The organism is Rhodococcus sp. G6(2025), assembly GCF_058628105.1.
In genome coordinates this window covers 1,676,534-1,692,567 of the sequence record NZ_CP179750.1, presented here as the reverse complement: position 1 = coordinate 1,692,567, position 16,034 = coordinate 1,676,534, and the positions used below count along the sequence as shown (strand labels likewise).

Annotated in this window: 13 protein-coding genes; 3 read left to right on the top strand and 10 right to left on the bottom strand. The window is 68.6% G+C overall.

The annotated features are described in order from the left end of the window. Positions 1 to 17: 17 nt before the first annotated feature. The 5 genes from ACLIVD_RS07790 to ACLIVD_RS07770 form a co-directional block, all read right to left on the bottom strand. On the bottom strand, positions 18 to 518 hold the full coding sequence (locus ACLIVD_RS07790; protein ID WP_491932214.1) for a hypothetical protein: 501 nt from the start codon (positions 516 to 518) through the stop codon (positions 18 to 20). A 151-nt stretch (positions 519 to 669) separates the two neighbouring features. Continuing rightward, positions 670 to 2,499, bottom strand: coding sequence for a phosphoenolpyruvate carboxykinase (GTP) (locus tag ACLIVD_RS07785; RefSeq protein WP_009478209.1), 1,830 nt, complete (start codon positions 2,497 to 2,499; stop codon positions 670 to 672). Positions 2,500 to 2,773: 274 nt separating this feature from the next. Further along, positions 2,774 to 3,085, bottom strand: a complete 312-nt coding sequence (locus ACLIVD_RS07780; protein WP_280780629.1) for a DUF6802 family protein — start codon at positions 3,083 to 3,085, stop codon at positions 2,774 to 2,776. Between the two features lie 105 nt (positions 3,086 to 3,190). After that, positions 3,191 to 4,639 carry a hypothetical protein gene (locus ACLIVD_RS07775; protein WP_491932212.1) on the bottom strand — a complete coding sequence of 483 codons (1,449 nt, stop codon included), beginning with the start codon at positions 4,637 to 4,639 and terminating at the stop codon, positions 3,191 to 3,193. Continuing rightward, complete coding sequence (locus ACLIVD_RS07770; protein WP_283351617.1) at positions 4,636 to 5,505, bottom strand: hypothetical protein; 870 nt, start codon at positions 5,503 to 5,505, stop codon at positions 4,636 to 4,638. The genes ACLIVD_RS07775 and ACLIVD_RS07770 overlap by 4 nt, the downstream gene beginning before the upstream one ends. 121 nt (positions 5,506 to 5,626) lie before the next feature. Between ACLIVD_RS07770 and trmB the strand changes: the two genes are divergently transcribed. Genes trmB through ACLIVD_RS07755 form a run of 3 tightly spaced genes read left to right on the top strand, consistent with a single transcriptional unit; the run spans position 5,627 to position 10,144 of the window. After that, positions 5,627 to 6,403 carry a tRNA (guanosine(46)-N7)-methyltransferase TrmB gene (trmB, locus tag ACLIVD_RS07765; RefSeq protein WP_011597391.1) on the top strand — a complete coding sequence of 259 codons (777 nt, stop codon included), beginning with the start codon at positions 5,627 to 5,629 and terminating at the stop codon, positions 6,401 to 6,403. Then, positions 6,400 to 7,131, top strand: a complete 732-nt coding sequence (locus ACLIVD_RS07760; protein WP_317569973.1) for an NYN domain-containing protein — start codon at positions 6,400 to 6,402, stop codon at positions 7,129 to 7,131. Before trmB ends, ACLIVD_RS07760 begins: the two co-directional genes overlap by 4 nt. 10 nt (positions 7,132 to 7,141) lie before the next feature. Continuing rightward, positions 7,142 to 10,144 carry an MMPL family transporter gene (locus ACLIVD_RS07755; protein WP_283330869.1) on the top strand — a complete coding sequence of 1,001 codons (3,003 nt, stop codon included), beginning with the start codon at positions 7,142 to 7,144 and terminating at the stop codon, positions 10,142 to 10,144. On the opposite strand, the gene ACLIVD_RS07750 is transcribed toward ACLIVD_RS07755, so the two are convergent. From ACLIVD_RS07750 to ACLIVD_RS07730, 5 genes are all read right to left on the bottom strand, one after another. Beyond that, positions 10,119 to 11,999: a DUF2339 domain-containing protein gene (locus ACLIVD_RS07750; protein ID WP_283330868.1), complete on the bottom strand. Its 1,881-nt coding sequence runs from the start codon at positions 11,997 to 11,999 to the stop codon at positions 10,119 to 10,121. The genes ACLIVD_RS07755 and ACLIVD_RS07750 overlap by 26 nt on opposite strands. Positions 12,000 to 12,065: 66 nt before the next feature. Then, positions 12,066 to 12,716 (bottom strand): DUF1707 SHOCT-like domain-containing protein, encoded by a 651-nt coding sequence (locus ACLIVD_RS07745; RefSeq protein WP_280780624.1) that lies wholly within the window; start codon positions 12,714 to 12,716, stop codon positions 12,066 to 12,068. A 61-nt stretch (positions 12,717 to 12,777) separates the two neighbouring features. Then, positions 12,778 to 13,446, bottom strand: coding sequence for a response regulator (locus tag ACLIVD_RS07740; RefSeq protein ID WP_280785234.1), 669 nt, complete (start codon positions 13,444 to 13,446; stop codon positions 12,778 to 12,780). Next, the gene (gene macS, locus ACLIVD_RS07735) at positions 13,439 to 14,641 is read right to left on the bottom strand and encodes a MacS family sensor histidine kinase (RefSeq protein WP_280785233.1); all 1,203 of its coding nucleotides are present in this window, start codon (positions 14,639 to 14,641) and stop codon (positions 13,439 to 13,441) included. Before macS ends, ACLIVD_RS07740 begins: the two co-directional genes overlap by 8 nt. Continuing rightward, complete coding sequence (locus ACLIVD_RS07730) at positions 14,625 to 15,875, bottom strand: AI-2E family transporter (RefSeq protein ID WP_283330865.1); 1,251 nt, start codon at positions 15,873 to 15,875, stop codon at positions 14,625 to 14,627. The genes macS and ACLIVD_RS07730 overlap by 17 nt, the downstream gene beginning before the upstream one ends. Positions 15,876 to 16,034 lie beyond the last annotated feature (159 nt).

The window sequence follows — 16,034 nt, the reverse complement described above, 5'->3', positions numbered from 1 at the left end:
GTCGCCGTTTCTGCGGTCTAGCTGCCGAACTGGACCCCGCCCAGCGGACCGCCGACGAGGACGATCTGCGGCATCGTGGTCTGGGGGTTGGCGACAGTGGTCAGCGACAGGCATTCGCCGAGGACCGCGTACGCGCCGTCGGGAAGTTCCGGCGTGGTGAACGTCTTGACCGCGTTGCCTGCGGCGTTCGCGACGACGCGCTCGATCGGGTTGGTGGCCCACGCGACGAATCCCGGTTCGAGGACAACAGCGGGATCGGCGAGGACGGCGGGCAGCTTGGTGGCGTCGAATGCCACGGCACCGCAGGACTGGGCGTCCAGCAGATTCAAGACGTTGGGGTTGGTGACGGTGATGTCGAGGGTGTTTCCGTCGACCGCGGTCACCACGGTGGGAGGCTGGACTTCCGGCGCTGCGGAAGCGGTCGCCGGCATTGCGACGGCTACGGTGGCGGCGGCAGCGGCAGCGAGTGCGGCACCTCCGGCGAGTCGTTTCATGCCCCTGCTGGTCCCTGTCTGCATCTGCAATCCTTTCGTCGGGTGCGAGCTTCGAGAATCGAGGCTTTACAAACCGAATGGTATGCGTTTAATGCAGAATCCTCCCCTGAAACGACGAATGTCACAGTGGTTCAGTCGGACTGAACCACTGTGACATTCGGTCACCGGGGAGGGACTAGCTCAGGCGCTGCTTCAGGGCCTCGAACTCGTCACGGATGCCGGAGGGAACCTTCTCGCCGAGGAACTCGAACCATTCCTCGATGAGCGGCAGCTCCTGCTTCCACTCGTCGACGTCAACCTTCAGCGCCTCGTCGACGTCGTCGGCGTCGACGTCCAGGCCGCCGAGCTCCAGATCGGCTGCGGTCGGAACGAATCCGATCGGGGTGGACTCGGCGCCGGCCTTGTGCTCGATGCGGTCGACGATCCACTTCAGCACGCGGGAGTTCTCGCCGAAACCGGGCCACAGGAAGCGGCCGTCGTCGCCGCGACGGAACCAGTTGACGTAGAAGATCTTCGGCAGCTTCTCGGAATCCGCGTGCTTGCCGAGGTTGATCCAGTGGTTCAGGTAGTCGCCGGCGTTGTAGCCGATGAACGGGATCATGGCCATCGGGTCGCGGCGGACGGTGCCCACGGCACCCTCGGCGGCAGCGGTCTGCTCGGACGACAGCGTCGCACCGAGGAACGTGCCGTGCTGCCAGTCGAAGGACTCGCTGACCAGCGGAACCGTGGTCTTACGGCGTCCACCGAACAGGATCGCGGAGATCGGAACACCCTGCGGGTCGTCCCACTCGGGCGCGAGGATCGGGCACTGCGACATCGGGGTGCAGTAGCGCGAGTTGGGGTGCGCGGCCTTCTCCCCCGACTCGGGCGTCCACTCGTTGCCCTTCCAGTCGGTGAGGTGCTGCGGGTCGCCTTCGAGACCCTCCCACCAGACGTCGCCGTCGTCGGTCTGCGCGACGTTCGTGTACAGCGAGTTGCCGGCCTCGAGCGTCTTCATCGCGTTCGGATTCGACCCGTAGTTGGTGCCCGGCGCGACGCCGAAGAAGCCGTACTCCGGGTTGACGGCGTACAGGCGGCCGTCCTCACCGAAGCGCATCCACGCGATGTCGTCGCCGAGGGTCTCGGCGCGCCATCCGGGGATGGTCGGCTGGATCATCGCGAGGTTGGTCTTGCCGCAGGCGCTCGGGAACGCGGCCGCGATGTAGTACGGCTTGTCCTCCGGGGAGATCAGCTTGAGGATCAGCATGTGCTCGGCCAGCCAGCCCTCGTCGTGGGCCATCGCCGACGCGATGCGCAGCGAGTAGCACTTCTTACCGAGCAGCGCGTTTCCGCCGTAGCCGGACCCGTAGCTCCAGATCTCGCGATCCTCGGGGAAGTGGGTGATGTACTTGGTGTCGTTGCACGGCCACGGGACGTCGGCCTGGCCCTCTTCGAGAGGTGCGCCGACCGAGTGCAGTGCCTTCACGAACGGCTTGTCGGTGCCGAGCTTCTCCATCGCGGCGGTACCCATGCGCGTCATGATGCGCATCGACACGACGACGTACTCGGAGTCGGTGATCTCGACACCCAGCTTCGGGTCGTCGGCACCGAGGGGACCCATGCAGAACGGCACCACGTACATGGTGCGTCCGCGCATGCTGCCGCGGTAGAGGTCGGTCATGAGCGACCGCATCTCGGTCGGGTCCATCCAGTTGTTGGTGGGCCCGGCGTCGATCTCCTCTCGCGAGCAGATGTAGGTGCGGGACTCGACGCGTGCGACGTCCGACGGGTCGGAGTTGCCGACGAACGAATTCGGCTTCTTCTCGTCGTTGAGTCGCGTGAACGTGCCGGCCTCGACGAGCTGCTCGGTCAGTCGATCCCATTCGGCGTCCGAGCCGTCGGCGAAGACGACGCGGTCGGGCTGAGTGAGTTCGGCAACCTCTCGAACCCAGGCGAGCAGCTCACTGTGCTCCGTGGGGGGCGTGCCGTCAGTTCCGTTCAGACCGGGAATGGTCGCTGAGGTCATCAAACTCTCCTGGGGTGAGCCGGAACCGGACCATCTGCCGTCCGCTGAGAGAACCTCGCAGCGAGTGCCAGACGGTCCGATTTCCCCTCTCGGCGGGGTCCAGCCAGGCCGTCCATGCCACATGGAAGACGCGGGCGCCGGGTGTCCTATCCCTAGAGGTTAACGCCGCGAGTCCCGTCTCGGGGAATCGGGTGCGGTTGGAATGGTCACAGAAACGATTCAGTAGAGCTACCAGGGGCCTTTCCCGCGTCTGCAGTGCGGATTTCGGAGGTGTTCAGCCGTTACCGAGAGTCCCACCATCGGTCTGCTGCCAGTGCACGACGCCGTCGCCGTCGCGGCGAAACTCCCAAGACGCGTACGCGCCGTCCTCGTGGATCATCGTCAGATGGTCTGCGTCGCCGTCCGAGTCGAGGTCGGAGGCGATGACGACGGCGTCGCCCGCGTCGAAGGTCTGGGTGTCGAGGACGCCGTCTCCGTCGATGTCGTGGGTCGGACCGGTGAGCGCGACCGCCCCGGAATCGGGACCGAAAGTGTCCGTATCGAGGTCCGGCACGTCCGGGACCAGAAAACTCTCAGTCGTCGCCACCGCGGTCTCCCTTCGCATTTCGGACCAGTTTCCCGCACAAATCAAGACATATCAAGATAATTCAACACGATTCCACACAAAAGCGGGCGAACCTCGGTCAGGCATCTATGTATTCAGACGTTCGCTGCGGCGATTCGGTTCCCCCGGCTGCCGGCGGACCTCCCGCAGACCCCGATCGACGGCCCCGAGGTCGCGTTCGCAGGACGACAGCTGCCCGTTGCGTCTCGCGGCCAGGCGGCGGAGTTCGCCGTCGATCCGCGCGACCCGCTCGTCCACGTCCCGGGCGCACACCCGGCTCTCGGCGATGATCGCCTCACTCACCTGAGCCTCGGCCGCCAGCAGCCGGCCGAGGACGAACTGCTCCCACTGGGACCGCACGTGCACCAGCGCCTCGGCGGCCCACTGCCGCACGTGGGCACGTTCGGCGACGTGCCCGCGCGCCCGCGTCAGCCACCACGCCGCCACGGCTCCCAGCGCGAGGGTGAGCGGGATGGTCGCGATGTCGAGCGCCGGCACCATCGACAGCGGCGAGACCACCAGCCTGCCCAGACCGAGCCCGGCGGACGCACCGATCAGGATCGTCATCCGGTCTTCGAGTCCGCGGTGTCGCGGTTCGAGACCGTCCGGCGCAACCGGCTCCGGCAGCGGAACGTCGCTTTCGGGCGCGGCCACGGTGACGCCGACCCGCGACCGTAGGTCGTCGAGGCGCGCGGTGACCGCGGCATCGACCGCACCACTTCTCTCGCGCACCATCTCGGCGAGCCGGTCGGGGTAACCCTCGAGCGTCCCGCGGCCGGCGCGGTCGATCTCGGCGCGTGCGGTCGTGCCGGCCGCGCGACACTGGGCGGCCACCTCGTGCATCAACTCGACCTTCGCGAGCTGGACCTGACCGCGGAGCTGCGCGACCCGTTCGGTGCGCCTGCCGTCCCGCAGCGTCAGCGCGCGAACCCGCTCGGCGCGCAGTTCGGCGCCGGGTTCGGTCTCCCGCACGGACCGGGCGGTGGCCACGATCATCCGCCGGGTCTGCTCGAGCACGGTCTCGGTGGCGGAGCGCGGGTCGGGGGTGTGGGCGCGGGCGGCGCGCAGGAGTGCCGCGAGCAGCGCCTCGGCCCCGGAGTCACCCGCCGCCACCGGGTGGATCTCCACGTCGGCGAATCGCGCCGAGTGCCGGGCGAGCAGGGCCCGGTCGCGTTCGCTCACACCTGCCCAGTTCCGGTGGACATCGGTCTTGGTGAGCGCGAAGACCACGGGACGGGCCGGTCGCGCGACGACGTCGAGAACGGACAGCTCCTCCCGTCCGAGTGGTGCCGCGGCATCGAGCACCATCAGGATCACTCGGGCGTCGATCGGGTCCTCCACGAACGCGAGCGCGGATGCGTCCAGTGCGCGGAGCCCGCCGACGAGCGTGGACTTCCCGGCGCGCCGCGGCCCCGCCACGAAGACACCGGGCTGCGGGGCTTCACCGGACTTCAGGCGGGCGACGCCGTCCGGGTTCCATCGCGTCACCACGTCGACGGTTTCGGCGGGCAGATCCGACAGCTGTTGCGTCGTCACGTTCCGGGGCTGCCGCTCAGCTGCTGCCAGATGCGAACGTAGTGACGCCGGACGTCGACGACCGCCCGGCGGCGGCGGGCCGTCGGTTGCCGGGCGAGTTGCGCCCTCCACCAGTCCGCGCACCGGGCGGCGTCCGCGGCGCTGCGCGGTGGCTCCGGCGCCTCCGCGGCGCAGTCGTCGAGATGAAGCCGGGCCGCGGCGGCGGCGAGCGCGACGGCATGGTCGCCGGCGAGGTACCGCTCCAGCGCGTCGCGGGACGCGGGGCTGCGCGCCGCCTGCGACCGCAGCGCGTTCAGCAGGGTCTCGCCGCGGCGCGCCCGGGTGCGTGCGACCCGGTCGGTGACGACAGCCGACACCGCGTCGATTCCGGACTCCGGTGACGTTCCTGCGAGCGTTCCGATGAGGGGCAGAGTCGGGAGGCCGCCTTCGTCCGAGCACTCGGCGGCACGCGCGGTCGCCGTCGCCCAGGCGTCGGCCGCCGCGCGCGACGCGCCCAACGTGTCGGATTTGTTGAGGACGAACAGTGCCTGCGCCGGGTCCAGCGTCCGCACGGCGTCCCGGTCGGCGTCGCGCACCGACTCGACGAGGACGTAGACCACGACGTCGCCGTCCAGCGTGGGGTCGGGTGCGCCGGGCACGTCGACGGCGTCCGCTTCCTCCACGACGGCGCCGGCGATCCCGTTCGCGGTCAGTGCCGCGGCGACGGTCGACCTGCCCACACCCGCTCGACCCGCGGTCTGGACCCGGATCGGCGCCCGAAACGCGGCCACGGCGTCGCGCACACGGTCGCCGGAAACCCCGTCCAGTGCCGCCACAAGTTCGGCGAGATCCGCCAGTTCCCCGCCCCCGGCATCTGCAGTGCCCATGACGCAGTCACCCCCTTCGTCCCGCGCCGATTCTGTCAGACCGACCCCGAATCGGCGTGGGCAACCGTGCAGGCTGGGCACCGGATTACCGAAAAAGTCTCAAGGTGAACTTCAGACCCGTATGCCAGAAACGCCCCTCATGCGTGACAATGGTCCGGTGAACCACGCTGATCAGGATGCACCCGCCGTCCCCGAGGAGGGGCAGACGAAGGACTCGAAGGGGTCCCGTCTCCACCCGAGGGTGACAAGTTTCCGCTCGCGCAGGGGCGCTCTGACCGTTGCGCAGCAGGAGTCGTGGGACCGGCAATGGCCCCGGATCGGCGCGGACGTCTCGGACCATCGCCTGGATGCGCCGTCGTGGTTCGGCCGTGACGCCCCTCTGATCCTCGAGATCGGCTCGGGAACGGGCACCGCCACCGCGGCGATGGCGAAGGCCGAACCGCACGTGAACCTCATGGCCGTCGAGGTCTACCGGCCTGGGCTCGCACAGTTGCTTCAACAGATCGAACGGGACGAAATCCCGAACATCCGGGTCCTGCGCGGCGACGCCATGGATGTCCTGGAGAACATGATCGAACCGGAATCGCTCACCGGAGTCCGTGTCTTCTTCCCGGACCCGTGGCCGAAGGCCCGCCATCACAAGCGGCGCCTACTGCAGTCCCCCACTTTCGCCCTGATCGCGAGCCGCCTGAAGGCCGGTGGTGTGTTGCATGTCGCAACAGATCACGCGGAGTACGCCGAGGCCATCGCCGAGGCAGGCAACGCGGAACCCCTCCTGACCTCCCTCGACTGGGAATCGCCGATGACGCACGAGCGACCGGTGACGAAGTTCGAGGACAAGGCCCACCAGGTCGGCAGTGCGATCACCGAGTTGATTTGGGGGAAGATCAGGTCATGAGCGTCAGCGAGCAGTACTCCGACATAGCCGGTGCGGTCCCGGCAGGCACCGCGGTGTCGTCAGGATCTCCCGTGGTGGGTGCACGTGACGGACGCCACCAGAAGCGGGTCCTTCTCGTCTGGGACGCGCCCAACCTCGACATGGGTCTCGGCGCCATCCTCGGCGGCCGGCCCACGGCTGCCTACCGGCCACGATTCGACGCACTCGGCCGCTGGCTGCTCTCCCGGACCGCGGAACTGTCCGCGTCCGGCACCGACACACTCGAACCCGAGGCGACGGTCTTCACCAACATCGCGGCTGGCAGCGCCGATGTCGTGAGACCGTGGGTCGAAGCCTTGCGTAATGTGGGCTTCGCGGTGTTCGCCAAGCCGAAGATCGATGAGGACAGCGACGTCGATTCCGACATGCTGGACCACATCACCCTTCGTCACGGCGAGGGGCTGGCCGGTGTCATGGTCGCCTCCGCCGACGGTCAAGCGTTTCGCGAACCGTTGGAAGACATCGCCGCGACCGGCATTCCGGTCCAGATACTCGGGTTCCGCGAGCACGCCAGCTGGGCGGTCGCGTCCGACCTTCTGGACTTCGTCGATCTCGAGGACATCCCCGGCGTGTTCCGGGAGCCACTCCCTCGGGTCAGCCTCGACACACTGCCCGACGAGGGTGCCTGGTTGCAGCCGTTCCGACCGCTTTCCGCCCTGCTCGTCGGGCGGAAGAGTGCTGCCGAGTAGGAGTTGATCAGTGTTCGCGAGCTGGGGAAGCGTCGTCTACCGGGCCCGATTCACCGTCATCGGCATCATGGTTGCCTTGTTGCTCGGTTCGGCCGCGTACGGCCTGGGCCTCGAGAAGCATCTCAGCCAGAGCGGCTGGGACGATCCGGGCTCGGAGTCGGTCGCCGCGGCCAAGCTGGCTGACGGCACCTTCGGTCGCGACACCAACAGCGACGTCGTGGCGCTCTACACGGCGCCCGAGGGCAAGACGATCGAGGACCCCGAGTTCCAGGCGAAGGTCGTCGAGAACCTCGAGCGGCTGGCCGCGGAACACCCGGACAAGATCCTCAAGATCAACGGCGGTTACTTCAAGGTCGGCAACGCACCACAGTTGGCGTCCGCCGCGGACGCCGACAAGCAGCACGCGATCGAGAGCATCGCGATCGTCGGCGACAACGACACCGAGGTCACTGCCAATTTCCGCGACGTCAAGGACGAGTTCTACATCGACGGCGTCGACGTGCAGCTCGCCGGCCTCCAGCCCGTGTCGGGTGCGCTCAACGACACGATGGCCAAAGACATCAGGCGAATGGAGATCCTCGCGATCCCGGCCGTCGGCATCCTGCTGTTCTTCGTGTTCGGTGGTGTCGTCGCGGCGGCGCTGCCGCTGATCATCGGCGGCCTGACCGTGGTCGGGGCCAACGGCGTCGTCCGGCTGATCACCAACTTCACCGAGGTCAACTCGTTCGTCGCGCCCGTGGTCTCCCTCGTGGGGCTCGGTCTGGCCATCGACTACGGGTTGTTCATCGTCAGCCGGTTCCGAGAAGAGATGGCGGAGGGGTACGACACCCGCTCCGCCGTCCGCCGAACGGTGATGACCTCGGGCCGCACCGTGGTCTTCTCGGCGACGATGATCGTCGCCAGCCTCGGCGGTCTGCTGCTGTTCCCACAGGGCTTCCTGAAGTCCGTCGCCTACGGCGCCATCGCCACGGTCGGCCTGGCGGCGCTGACGTCGATCACGATCCTGCCCGCGATCCTCGGCATCCTCGGCAAGCGCATCGACGCCCTCAGCCTCGACCGTTTCCGTCAGACCAAGAACACCGAAGAGATCGAGGCGAGCATCTGGGGCCGGCTCACCCGCTGGGTGATGCGTAACCCGCTCAAAGTCACCATCCCCATCGTCGTGGGGTTACTCCTGCTGATCGTGCCCCTCACAGGCATCAAGTTCGGTGGCATCAACGAGACCTACCTTCCCCCGGACAGCTCGACGCGAGCCGCGCAGGAACAGTTCGACGAGATCTTCCCGAACCTGCGCACCGAACCGGTCAAGCTGGTTGTGTCCGACGCCGACAACAAAGCGCTCGGCCAGATCATCAAAGAAGCCAGCGGCGCGCCGGGGCTGATCGAGCGATTCACCCCGGAGGGTGCGGCCAAGGACGGTGTGGTCGTCCTCAAGGCGGGTCTCGTCGACCGCAACGAGTCCAAGCCGACCATCGACTATCTGCGCGCCATGGACAGTCCGGACGGCGTGCAGGTGCTGGTGGGCGGTACCCCGGCGATCGAGCAGGACAGTATCGCCGCGCTGCTCGACCACCTGCCCACGATGGTGATCTCCGTCCTCGTCCTGACGACGCTGCTGATGTTCCTGACGTTCGGCTCGCTGGTGTTGCCGATCAAGGCGGCGTTGATGAGCGCGCTGGGCCTCGGGTCCACGCTCGGCATCCTGACGTGGATCTTCATCGACGGTCACGGTTCGGAGTGGTTGAACTTCACCCCCGGCCCGATCATGTCGCCGGTGCTGGTGCTGATCATCGCGATCGTGTACGGCCTGTCCACCGACTACGAAGTGTTCCTGCTCTCGCGCATGGTCGAGGCGCGGGCGCAGGGGGCCAGTACGACGGAGTCGATCCGCATCGGCACGGCGCACACGGGCCGCATCATCACCGCGGCCGCACTCATCCTCATCGTCGTCACCGGTGCGTTCGGGTTCTCGGAACTGGTGATGATGAAGTACATCTCCTACGGCATGATCGCCGCGCTGATCATCGACGCGACCCTCATCCGTATGTTCCTCGTGCCGGCCACGATGAAACTCCTCGGCGACGACTGCTGGTGGGCGCCGGCGTGGATGAAGCGAATCCAGGAGAAGACGGGTCTCGGTGAGCCCATCCTCGACAACGAGCTGATGCCCACCGACGTCCCGGAGCTCACCCCGATCGGTGCCGTCCCGCCGCAGCGCAAGCTCGCGGCGCCGCCCGCACCCCGCAAACCGGAACCGCTCACCGAGCCGATCCCGTTGGTCACCGCGCGGGCGCTGGCCGCGAAGATGTCCGAGGACGACGCGAAGGCACGCCGGGCGCAGAACGAGGCCCGCCGCTCGGCGACCGGCCGCCCCGCTCGGGCACCGGAGGAGATCGAGGACACGCCGACCGCGGAACCGCAGACCACGGTGCTGCCGCAGGCTGCTCCGCCGCGTCCGGCCCCGACGCAGTCGCGCCCCGCACCCCCGTCGCGGCCCGCGCCGCAGTCGCGTCCTGCTCCGCGGCCCCGTCCGGCGGCCCCCGCCCCGGCCCCGGGTCCGGCCACCGAGTCACGTCCGATCGAGAGTTGGCTCGCGGACCTCCGGTCCACGTCGGCCGCCGAACCGCGGCCGATCTCCTCGCCCGCCGAACCGCGACCCAGTGCGTCGGCGCCGTCACTGCCGACCCGCTCGCCGCGCTCGGTGCCTGCACCGTACGAGCAGGAGACCCCCCAGTCGTCTCCTGCCCGCCCGGTGCCGCCGATTCCGTCGAGGCGTCGTGCCGCCGAGCCTTCGGAACCCGTGAACGGCGGCAGGCGCAGCAACGGCTCGCCTGCGCACGGAACCCCGTCCAACGGCGCCCCTGCCAATGGAACGCCGGCCAACGGCTCGCGCCGCCGCAGCGTCGAGGAGCCGCCCGTCGATCCGGACGACGCCGCGAGCGGCAGGCACCGCGCGGACGACGGCAACGCCGTCAGCGTCAGCGAACTCATCGCTCGGCAGAACCGGCGCTGACGGAGCCGTTCGGCGTTCCCCGTCCGGCCTCCCGCTCCGCGAATTCACGCGCGTAGCGGGTGCCGGCGAGGAGCAACAGCAGGCCGACCACGAGGAACGCGAGGACGCGGAACAGGCCGTCGAGGGTGGCCAGGTCGAACAGGAACAGTTTGGCCAGCGCCGCAGCGGTCAGTCCGAGCCCGACGCCGAGTGCCGTGTGCGCGTAGTCGCGGCGGGCCAGTCCGAACACCAGTGCCGCCGTCGCCGCCGCCATCCACGCGATGGTCGCGGCGCAATGTCCGGCGATGAATCCTGCGGACGTCCCGGTGAGCGCCGTGCCCGCGGACACCGTCGCAGTGGTGACGGCGTACAGGATCACCAGTCCGGCGAGCACCCACCACGGCTGGGCGGTGCTGTCGCTCAACAGTTTCAGCGTGTGCGCGTACCAGACGAACAGGAACACGGTTCCCGCCAGCACCAGCGAGGACAGCACCGTGGTCACCCCGAGCGAGTCGAGCGCACTGTACTCGTCGACGAGGACGAACGGCGGCGCGGTGATCACGAAGGCGAATCCGCCGACGACGGTGAAGACTGCGCCGACGGCGTACGCGATCCGCGACTCCGCCTGCCCGCCGATGGTGAGGAACAGTGCCGCCACCCCGAGCAGGACGAGCGGCGCGAGGTCTTCGCTCGATCCGATGAGGCAGGCCTCGAGCAGAGCTAGGGTACCCACGCCCGCGAGCGCGATCCGTGCGTGTCGCGGCAACGACCGCGCCGCCGCGAACGCGGCGAACATCGCTGCGGCCAGTACCAGCGCGATCACCGTGGACCCGAGCCGGTCGAAGAGGTGGCCGATCACCAGCGTCGGGACGGCCGTCGTGACGATCATCGCGGTCGCGGTGACGTCACGAGAATTGCTGCGCAACAGGATGATCGACGATACGAGCCCGAACAGGGCGACCAGTGCGGCGGACGCGAGCAGCCAGAATCTCTCCGGCCGGTCGGACAGTCCGGAACTCGCGATCGCGATCAGCAACGCGATCACCACCGGGCACGTCCGCGCGACCGCCAGGTACAGCCAGTCGCGACCGAGTTGCGCGGGGAAGCTGGCGACCTGGATGACGAACAGGAACCCGATGAGGGTGAGCGTGATGCCGTCGGTGAGGACGGGTGCGAGCACGGCAGCGCCGGTCACCACGAGCAGCGCGAGGGGCTGCGAACCCCACCGCACCGCGAGTGCGACACCGGCTCCCGCGATCCCGAGTGCCACGACCATCGCGAGCACCGGCAGCAACCAGTGATAGACGACCGCGACGGCCACGACGTCGAGGTAGGCGCCGGCGATACCCGTTGCTGCGAGCGCAATCGCGCCGACCCGGCCGCCGGGCCGTCCGAAGACACGGGCACCGGTGTAGACGAGACCGGCCGAGAACAACCCGCCCGCCGCGACGCGCAGTTCCGGACCGAAGAAGCCGGCCTGCGCCGCCAGCACGAGCAGCATCACGACACCGATCAGAGTGACGGCGACACCCGCGACGGCCAGCACGCGGCTGATCACCCCGTCGCGCTGCCACCAGGGTTCGCGAGCCGCCCGGGGCGGTGGCGGCGGAGCGGGACGGTACGGGACGGCCGGTACGGGTGGCGGCGGCTGGGCGACCTGGGGTGCCTGCGGCACCGGTGGTCGGTACATCGGCTGCGGCGCCGGCTGCGGTTGGGGCTGGGGCTGCGGTTGGGGCCTCTGGATGGTTGCGAGCTGAGCCTGCAGGACCGCGAGGTTCTCACCCACGTGGCGCATCTGCTGCCCGAGCGCCGAGAAGTCGCCGGAAAGCTGCGCGACCAGCCGCGGGTCTATCGAAGGAGTACCAGGTGTGGACATGGATCAATCGTCCTGCGGCGACGGCCCCCACACATGAGTAGGCCTACTCGAGAGGCCTGCGTCGTGCTACCCGAACATTCGGCGAATCGAGGTGCCGAACGGGTGTTTGGCGGTCACGTTCCCGAACCTGACCTTGCCCCGGACGACGACGTGCAGCGGGCCGATGGGAGGGCCGGTCCGCACCTTGTTGGTCGCGGAACCACCGACCGTTTCGACGCCGTTGAGGTCGACCGTCGCCTCTTCCGGCACGACCAGCGAGATCGTGCTCGCGTAGTCGTCGATCGTCACGTGCACCACCTGCGTGGACATGACGGCCCGCGTGAAGTCGAGCGTCACCGTCGACACCCGGGTGTTCACCTCGAGGGCAGGGGGAACGTTCCAGGAGCCGGTGCGGCTCACCGACGACATCCGGCCCCGGATGACGTCGCCCGGCGGCGGCGCGGGCAACCGGTGCGCGACCGGCGGAACCGGCGGCGCCGGGCGAGACACGTACGGCTGGTCGGGGTACGGCGGCGGCGTGAACTCGGAGATCAGCTGGATTCCCGGCAGATCCACCAGGACGACGTTCAGTTCCGCGCGTGTTTTCGCGGCAAGTGCCGTGTCCATCCGCTCGGTGAACTCACCGAGCGAGAGCATCCCCTGGCCCACCGCCCGCTGCAACAATTCGCCGACGTGTTCGCGCTCCGCATCCGATACGCGTAGGTCCCGTGCCTCCATACCTACAAGGCTAGCGCCCGTGAGTACTTGTTAACCGCGGGCGGTTAACAAGTACTCACGGCTACTCGAGGCCCTGCTCAATGGCGTACCTGGTCAGCTCGACGCGGTTGGCCAGCTGCAGCTTGCGGAGCGTGGCCTGGACGTGATTCTCGACGGTGCGGTGACTCAGCGACAGTTTGGTGGCGATCTGCTTGGCGCTGAGCCCTTTCGCGACGAACCGCAGAACCTCGGTCTCCCGTTCCGTGAGTTGGGGGACGGCGGGACCCTGCTCGTCGGCGGGCGCACTCGACATCCGGCGGTACTCCCCCAGCACGAGTCCGGCGAGCCCCGGAGTGAACACCGCCTGCCCGGCCGCGGTGGCCCGCACCGCGTCCAGCAGCTCCTCCACGGACGCGCTTTTCACGAGGTACCCGGACGCACCGGCCTTGACGGCGTCGAGGACGTCGTCACGCTCGGACGACGCCGACAGCACCAGCACCCGGCTGTCCGGCGACACCTGGAGGACGGCGGCGGTGGCCGCGGCACCGTTTCCGTCGGGCAGTTGCATGTCCATGAGCACGACGGCGGGTCGGGTCGCCGCCGCCCGACGTCCCGCGGCGGCGACGCCGTCGGCCGTGGCGACCACGGTGAACCCGGCGCCTTCGAGATCGCGGGCCACGGCGTCCCGCCACATCGGGTGGTCGTCGACGACCATCACGGTGATCTGCTCGTCAGTCTCCGTGTCACCCATGCGTTTCGTCTCCCTTCGGCACGCGGATCTCCCATTCGGTGCCCTGACCGGGTTCGGTGTCGAGTTCGGCGGTGCCGCCGAGCGCACCGACGCGGCCCAGAATGGATTTCGATACTCCCATGCGACCCTCGGCCTCCGCTTCGGCCAGCCGTCCCGGAGCGATTCCGCTGCCGTCGTCGCGGACGCTGACGATCACCTCGTCGCCCAGATCCTCGAGCAGCACGTACGCCCGGGCACCGGTCCCCGCGTGCAGTGCGACGTTGGACAGTGCGGTGTCGACGATTGCGACGAGTTCCGTCGCCCGGCCGCGCTCGATCGTCACCGGATCCGCCGGGGTCGACACGGACACGGTGGTGCTCGCCCGTGTGCCCAGCAGCAGTCGCAGATCGATCGCGCTTCCACCCAGATCCGACACCACACCGGCGCCCTGCTCGGAGATGAGCATGCGCAGCGCCACCTCCTGCTCGCCGGCGAGATCCGCGAGTTCGGCTGCGGGTCCCCCGATCTCGTTGCCGCGGCGACGGACGAGCGCGAGCACCTGCAGGACGCCGTCGTGTACCTCGCGGGCGAGTCGTTCCCGTTCCTCGGTGGCGGCGGCCAACCGCACGGCCTGCTCCAGCTGGGCCTGCGCACGCCTCGCGGTGGTGGTGGCGAGCCCGAGTGCCAGACCCACCGACACCAGAACGGGCGCCGTCGCGTCCCGCCAGAGGTCGAGGTTGACTTGGTCGCGCACCACCGCGCTCACCGTCGCCATCAGCACACCGGACGCCATCCCGAGCCACGGACCGCCGAACACGGCGGCGGAGATCACCGCGTTGGTGACCCACAGCGTCGTCGGCAGCGTCTGATGGTGGTTGTACCAATCGTGATCGGAGACAAGGCGAGTCGACGCCATGAGGGCGATGACGATCAGCTGGTCGGCGATCACCACCTGGTAGCGCGGGACCTTCCCGTGGGACAGCAGGACGGCCGAGAGTCCCGACCACACCGCCATCAGGGCGACGAGGAACCAGCTCAGCCGCTGATGGGTGTAGTACTGCACCGACACGATCTGGTAGCTGATCGCGTACACCAGCGTGACGAGGCGGAAGGCCTGCGCCGCCCGCCACAGCGGTGCGTCCGGCTGGGTGTCGAGCTCGGTCGCGGCCCGCGGCCGGTAGTGCAGGCGGGTGCGGTGCTCATTCCGGTCGGTCATGGGTCTGCGCTGTGCCGTCGAGATGCGGGTCGTCGAGATGCGGGTCGGCGGGATGCGGCGGGTGCGGGCCGTCGGCCTCGGCGGGATAGAGCGGGACTGCCGGGTCGTCGACCTCGAGTGCGTCGTAGGTGGCGTCGGGATCCTCGGACATGAGCGAGCGCACCGCCGTGTTCAGCAGCGCGACGATCGGCACCGCCAGGAGGCCGCCGACGATCCCGGCCAGGACGATGCCGGTGGTGATCGCCAGCACCACTGCGAGCGGGTGCAATCGGACCGCGCGGCCGAGCAGCAGGGGTTGCAGCACGTGGGCCTCGAGTTGCATCACCCCGATGATGATGCCGAGCACGATCAGCGCGGTGAGGAATCCCTTGGTGACGAGGGCGACGAGCACCGCGAGGAACCCGGTGAGGAACGCACCGACGATCGGGATGAACGCACCGATGAACACGAGCGACGCCAGCGGCAGGGCGAGTGGAACCCCCAGAATCGCGAGTCCCGCGCCGATTCCGATGGCGTCTGCGGCGGCCACCGCCACCGTCGCCCGGACGTACCCGATCAGCGAGCCGAACCCCTGACTCCCCGCCAGCCGGACCCGTCGCCGTGACGCGGTGGGGACGAGGCGGGTGACGAACTCCCAGATCTGAGATCCGCCGTAGAGGAAGAAGATGAGCGTGAACAGCGTCAGCAGGGCACCGGTGAAGATTTCGCCGACGACGGTGGCGGTGGTCAGTGCCCCGCTCGTCAGCTGCTGGCGGTTGTCCTGGATGGATTTCACCACCGAGTCGCCGGCCTGCCGGATCTGATCCTCGCTGAAGTGCAACGGGCCGTCGGTGAGCCATCCCTGGATCTGTGTGACGCTCGCCTCGAATTGTTCGGTGAGGCCGGGGAGACCTTCGATGAACTGCTCGACGACGAACGTCATGATCCCGGCGACGATGCCGATCGAACCGATGAGGACGACCAGGACGGCAGCCGACCGCGGCACGCCCTTGGCCTGCAGCCAGTCGACGAGCGGCAGCAGCAGCGCCGACGAGAGCAGCGCCAGACCCACCGGGATGAGAACGGTGTCGAGCCTGGTCACGATGTAGCCGAGGGTCAGCAGGCCCGCGAAGATGACCAGGAGCCGCCACGTCCATTCGGCCGCCACCCGCACCACCGGGTGCACGGACGCCGAGGGATGGCCCCCGCCCTGTGTTACCGCGGCAGTGTCCGAGCGTTGCTCGTTCGCGTTCACGTGCGGAGCGTATCGAGGTTCGGACAGTGCCGGGCGATTCGCGTGGGAAACACGCACGCGGGGCACGCATATGCGCCCTTTAGGGGACGTGTCTTACGCCACCCGGTACACCCCCCGCTAAATTGAACGGCGTGCGGAAATCCTATAGAGCGATCGCGG

What these genes read in the sequence shown, in the direction of transcription:
- ACLIVD_RS07760 (WP_317569973.1), top strand. Translation starts at nt 6,400, where the DNA reads ATGAGCGTCAGCGAGCAGTACTCCGACATAGCCGGTGCGGTCCCGGCA.
- ACLIVD_RS07790 (WP_491932214.1), bottom strand. Translation starts at nt 518, where the DNA reads ATGCAGACAGGGACCAGCAGGGGCATGAAACGACTCGCCGGAGGTGCC.
- ACLIVD_RS07750 (WP_283330868.1), bottom strand. Translation starts at nt 11,999, where the DNA reads ATGTCCACACCTGGTACTCCTTCGATAGACCCGCGGCTGGTCGCGCAG.
- trmB (WP_011597391.1), top strand. Translation starts at nt 5,627, where the DNA reads ATGCCAGAAACGCCCCTCATGCGTGACAATGGTCCGGTGAACCACGCT.
- ACLIVD_RS07740 (WP_280785234.1), bottom strand. Translation starts at nt 13,446, where the DNA reads ATGGGTGACACGGAGACTGACGAGCAGATCACCGTGATGGTCGTCGAC.
- ACLIVD_RS07785 (WP_009478209.1), bottom strand. Translation starts at nt 2,499, where the DNA reads ATGACCTCAGCGACCATTCCCGGTCTGAACGGAACTGACGGCACGCCC.
- ACLIVD_RS07770 (WP_283351617.1), bottom strand. Translation starts at nt 5,505, where the DNA reads ATGGGCACTGCAGATGCCGGGGGCGGGGAACTGGCGGATCTCGCCGAA.
- macS (WP_280785233.1), bottom strand. Translation starts at nt 14,641, where the DNA reads ATGACCGACCGGAATGAGCACCGCACCCGCCTGCACTACCGGCCGCGG.
- ACLIVD_RS07745 (WP_280780624.1), bottom strand. Translation starts at nt 12,716, where the DNA reads ATGGAGGCACGGGACCTACGCGTATCGGATGCGGAGCGCGAACACGTC.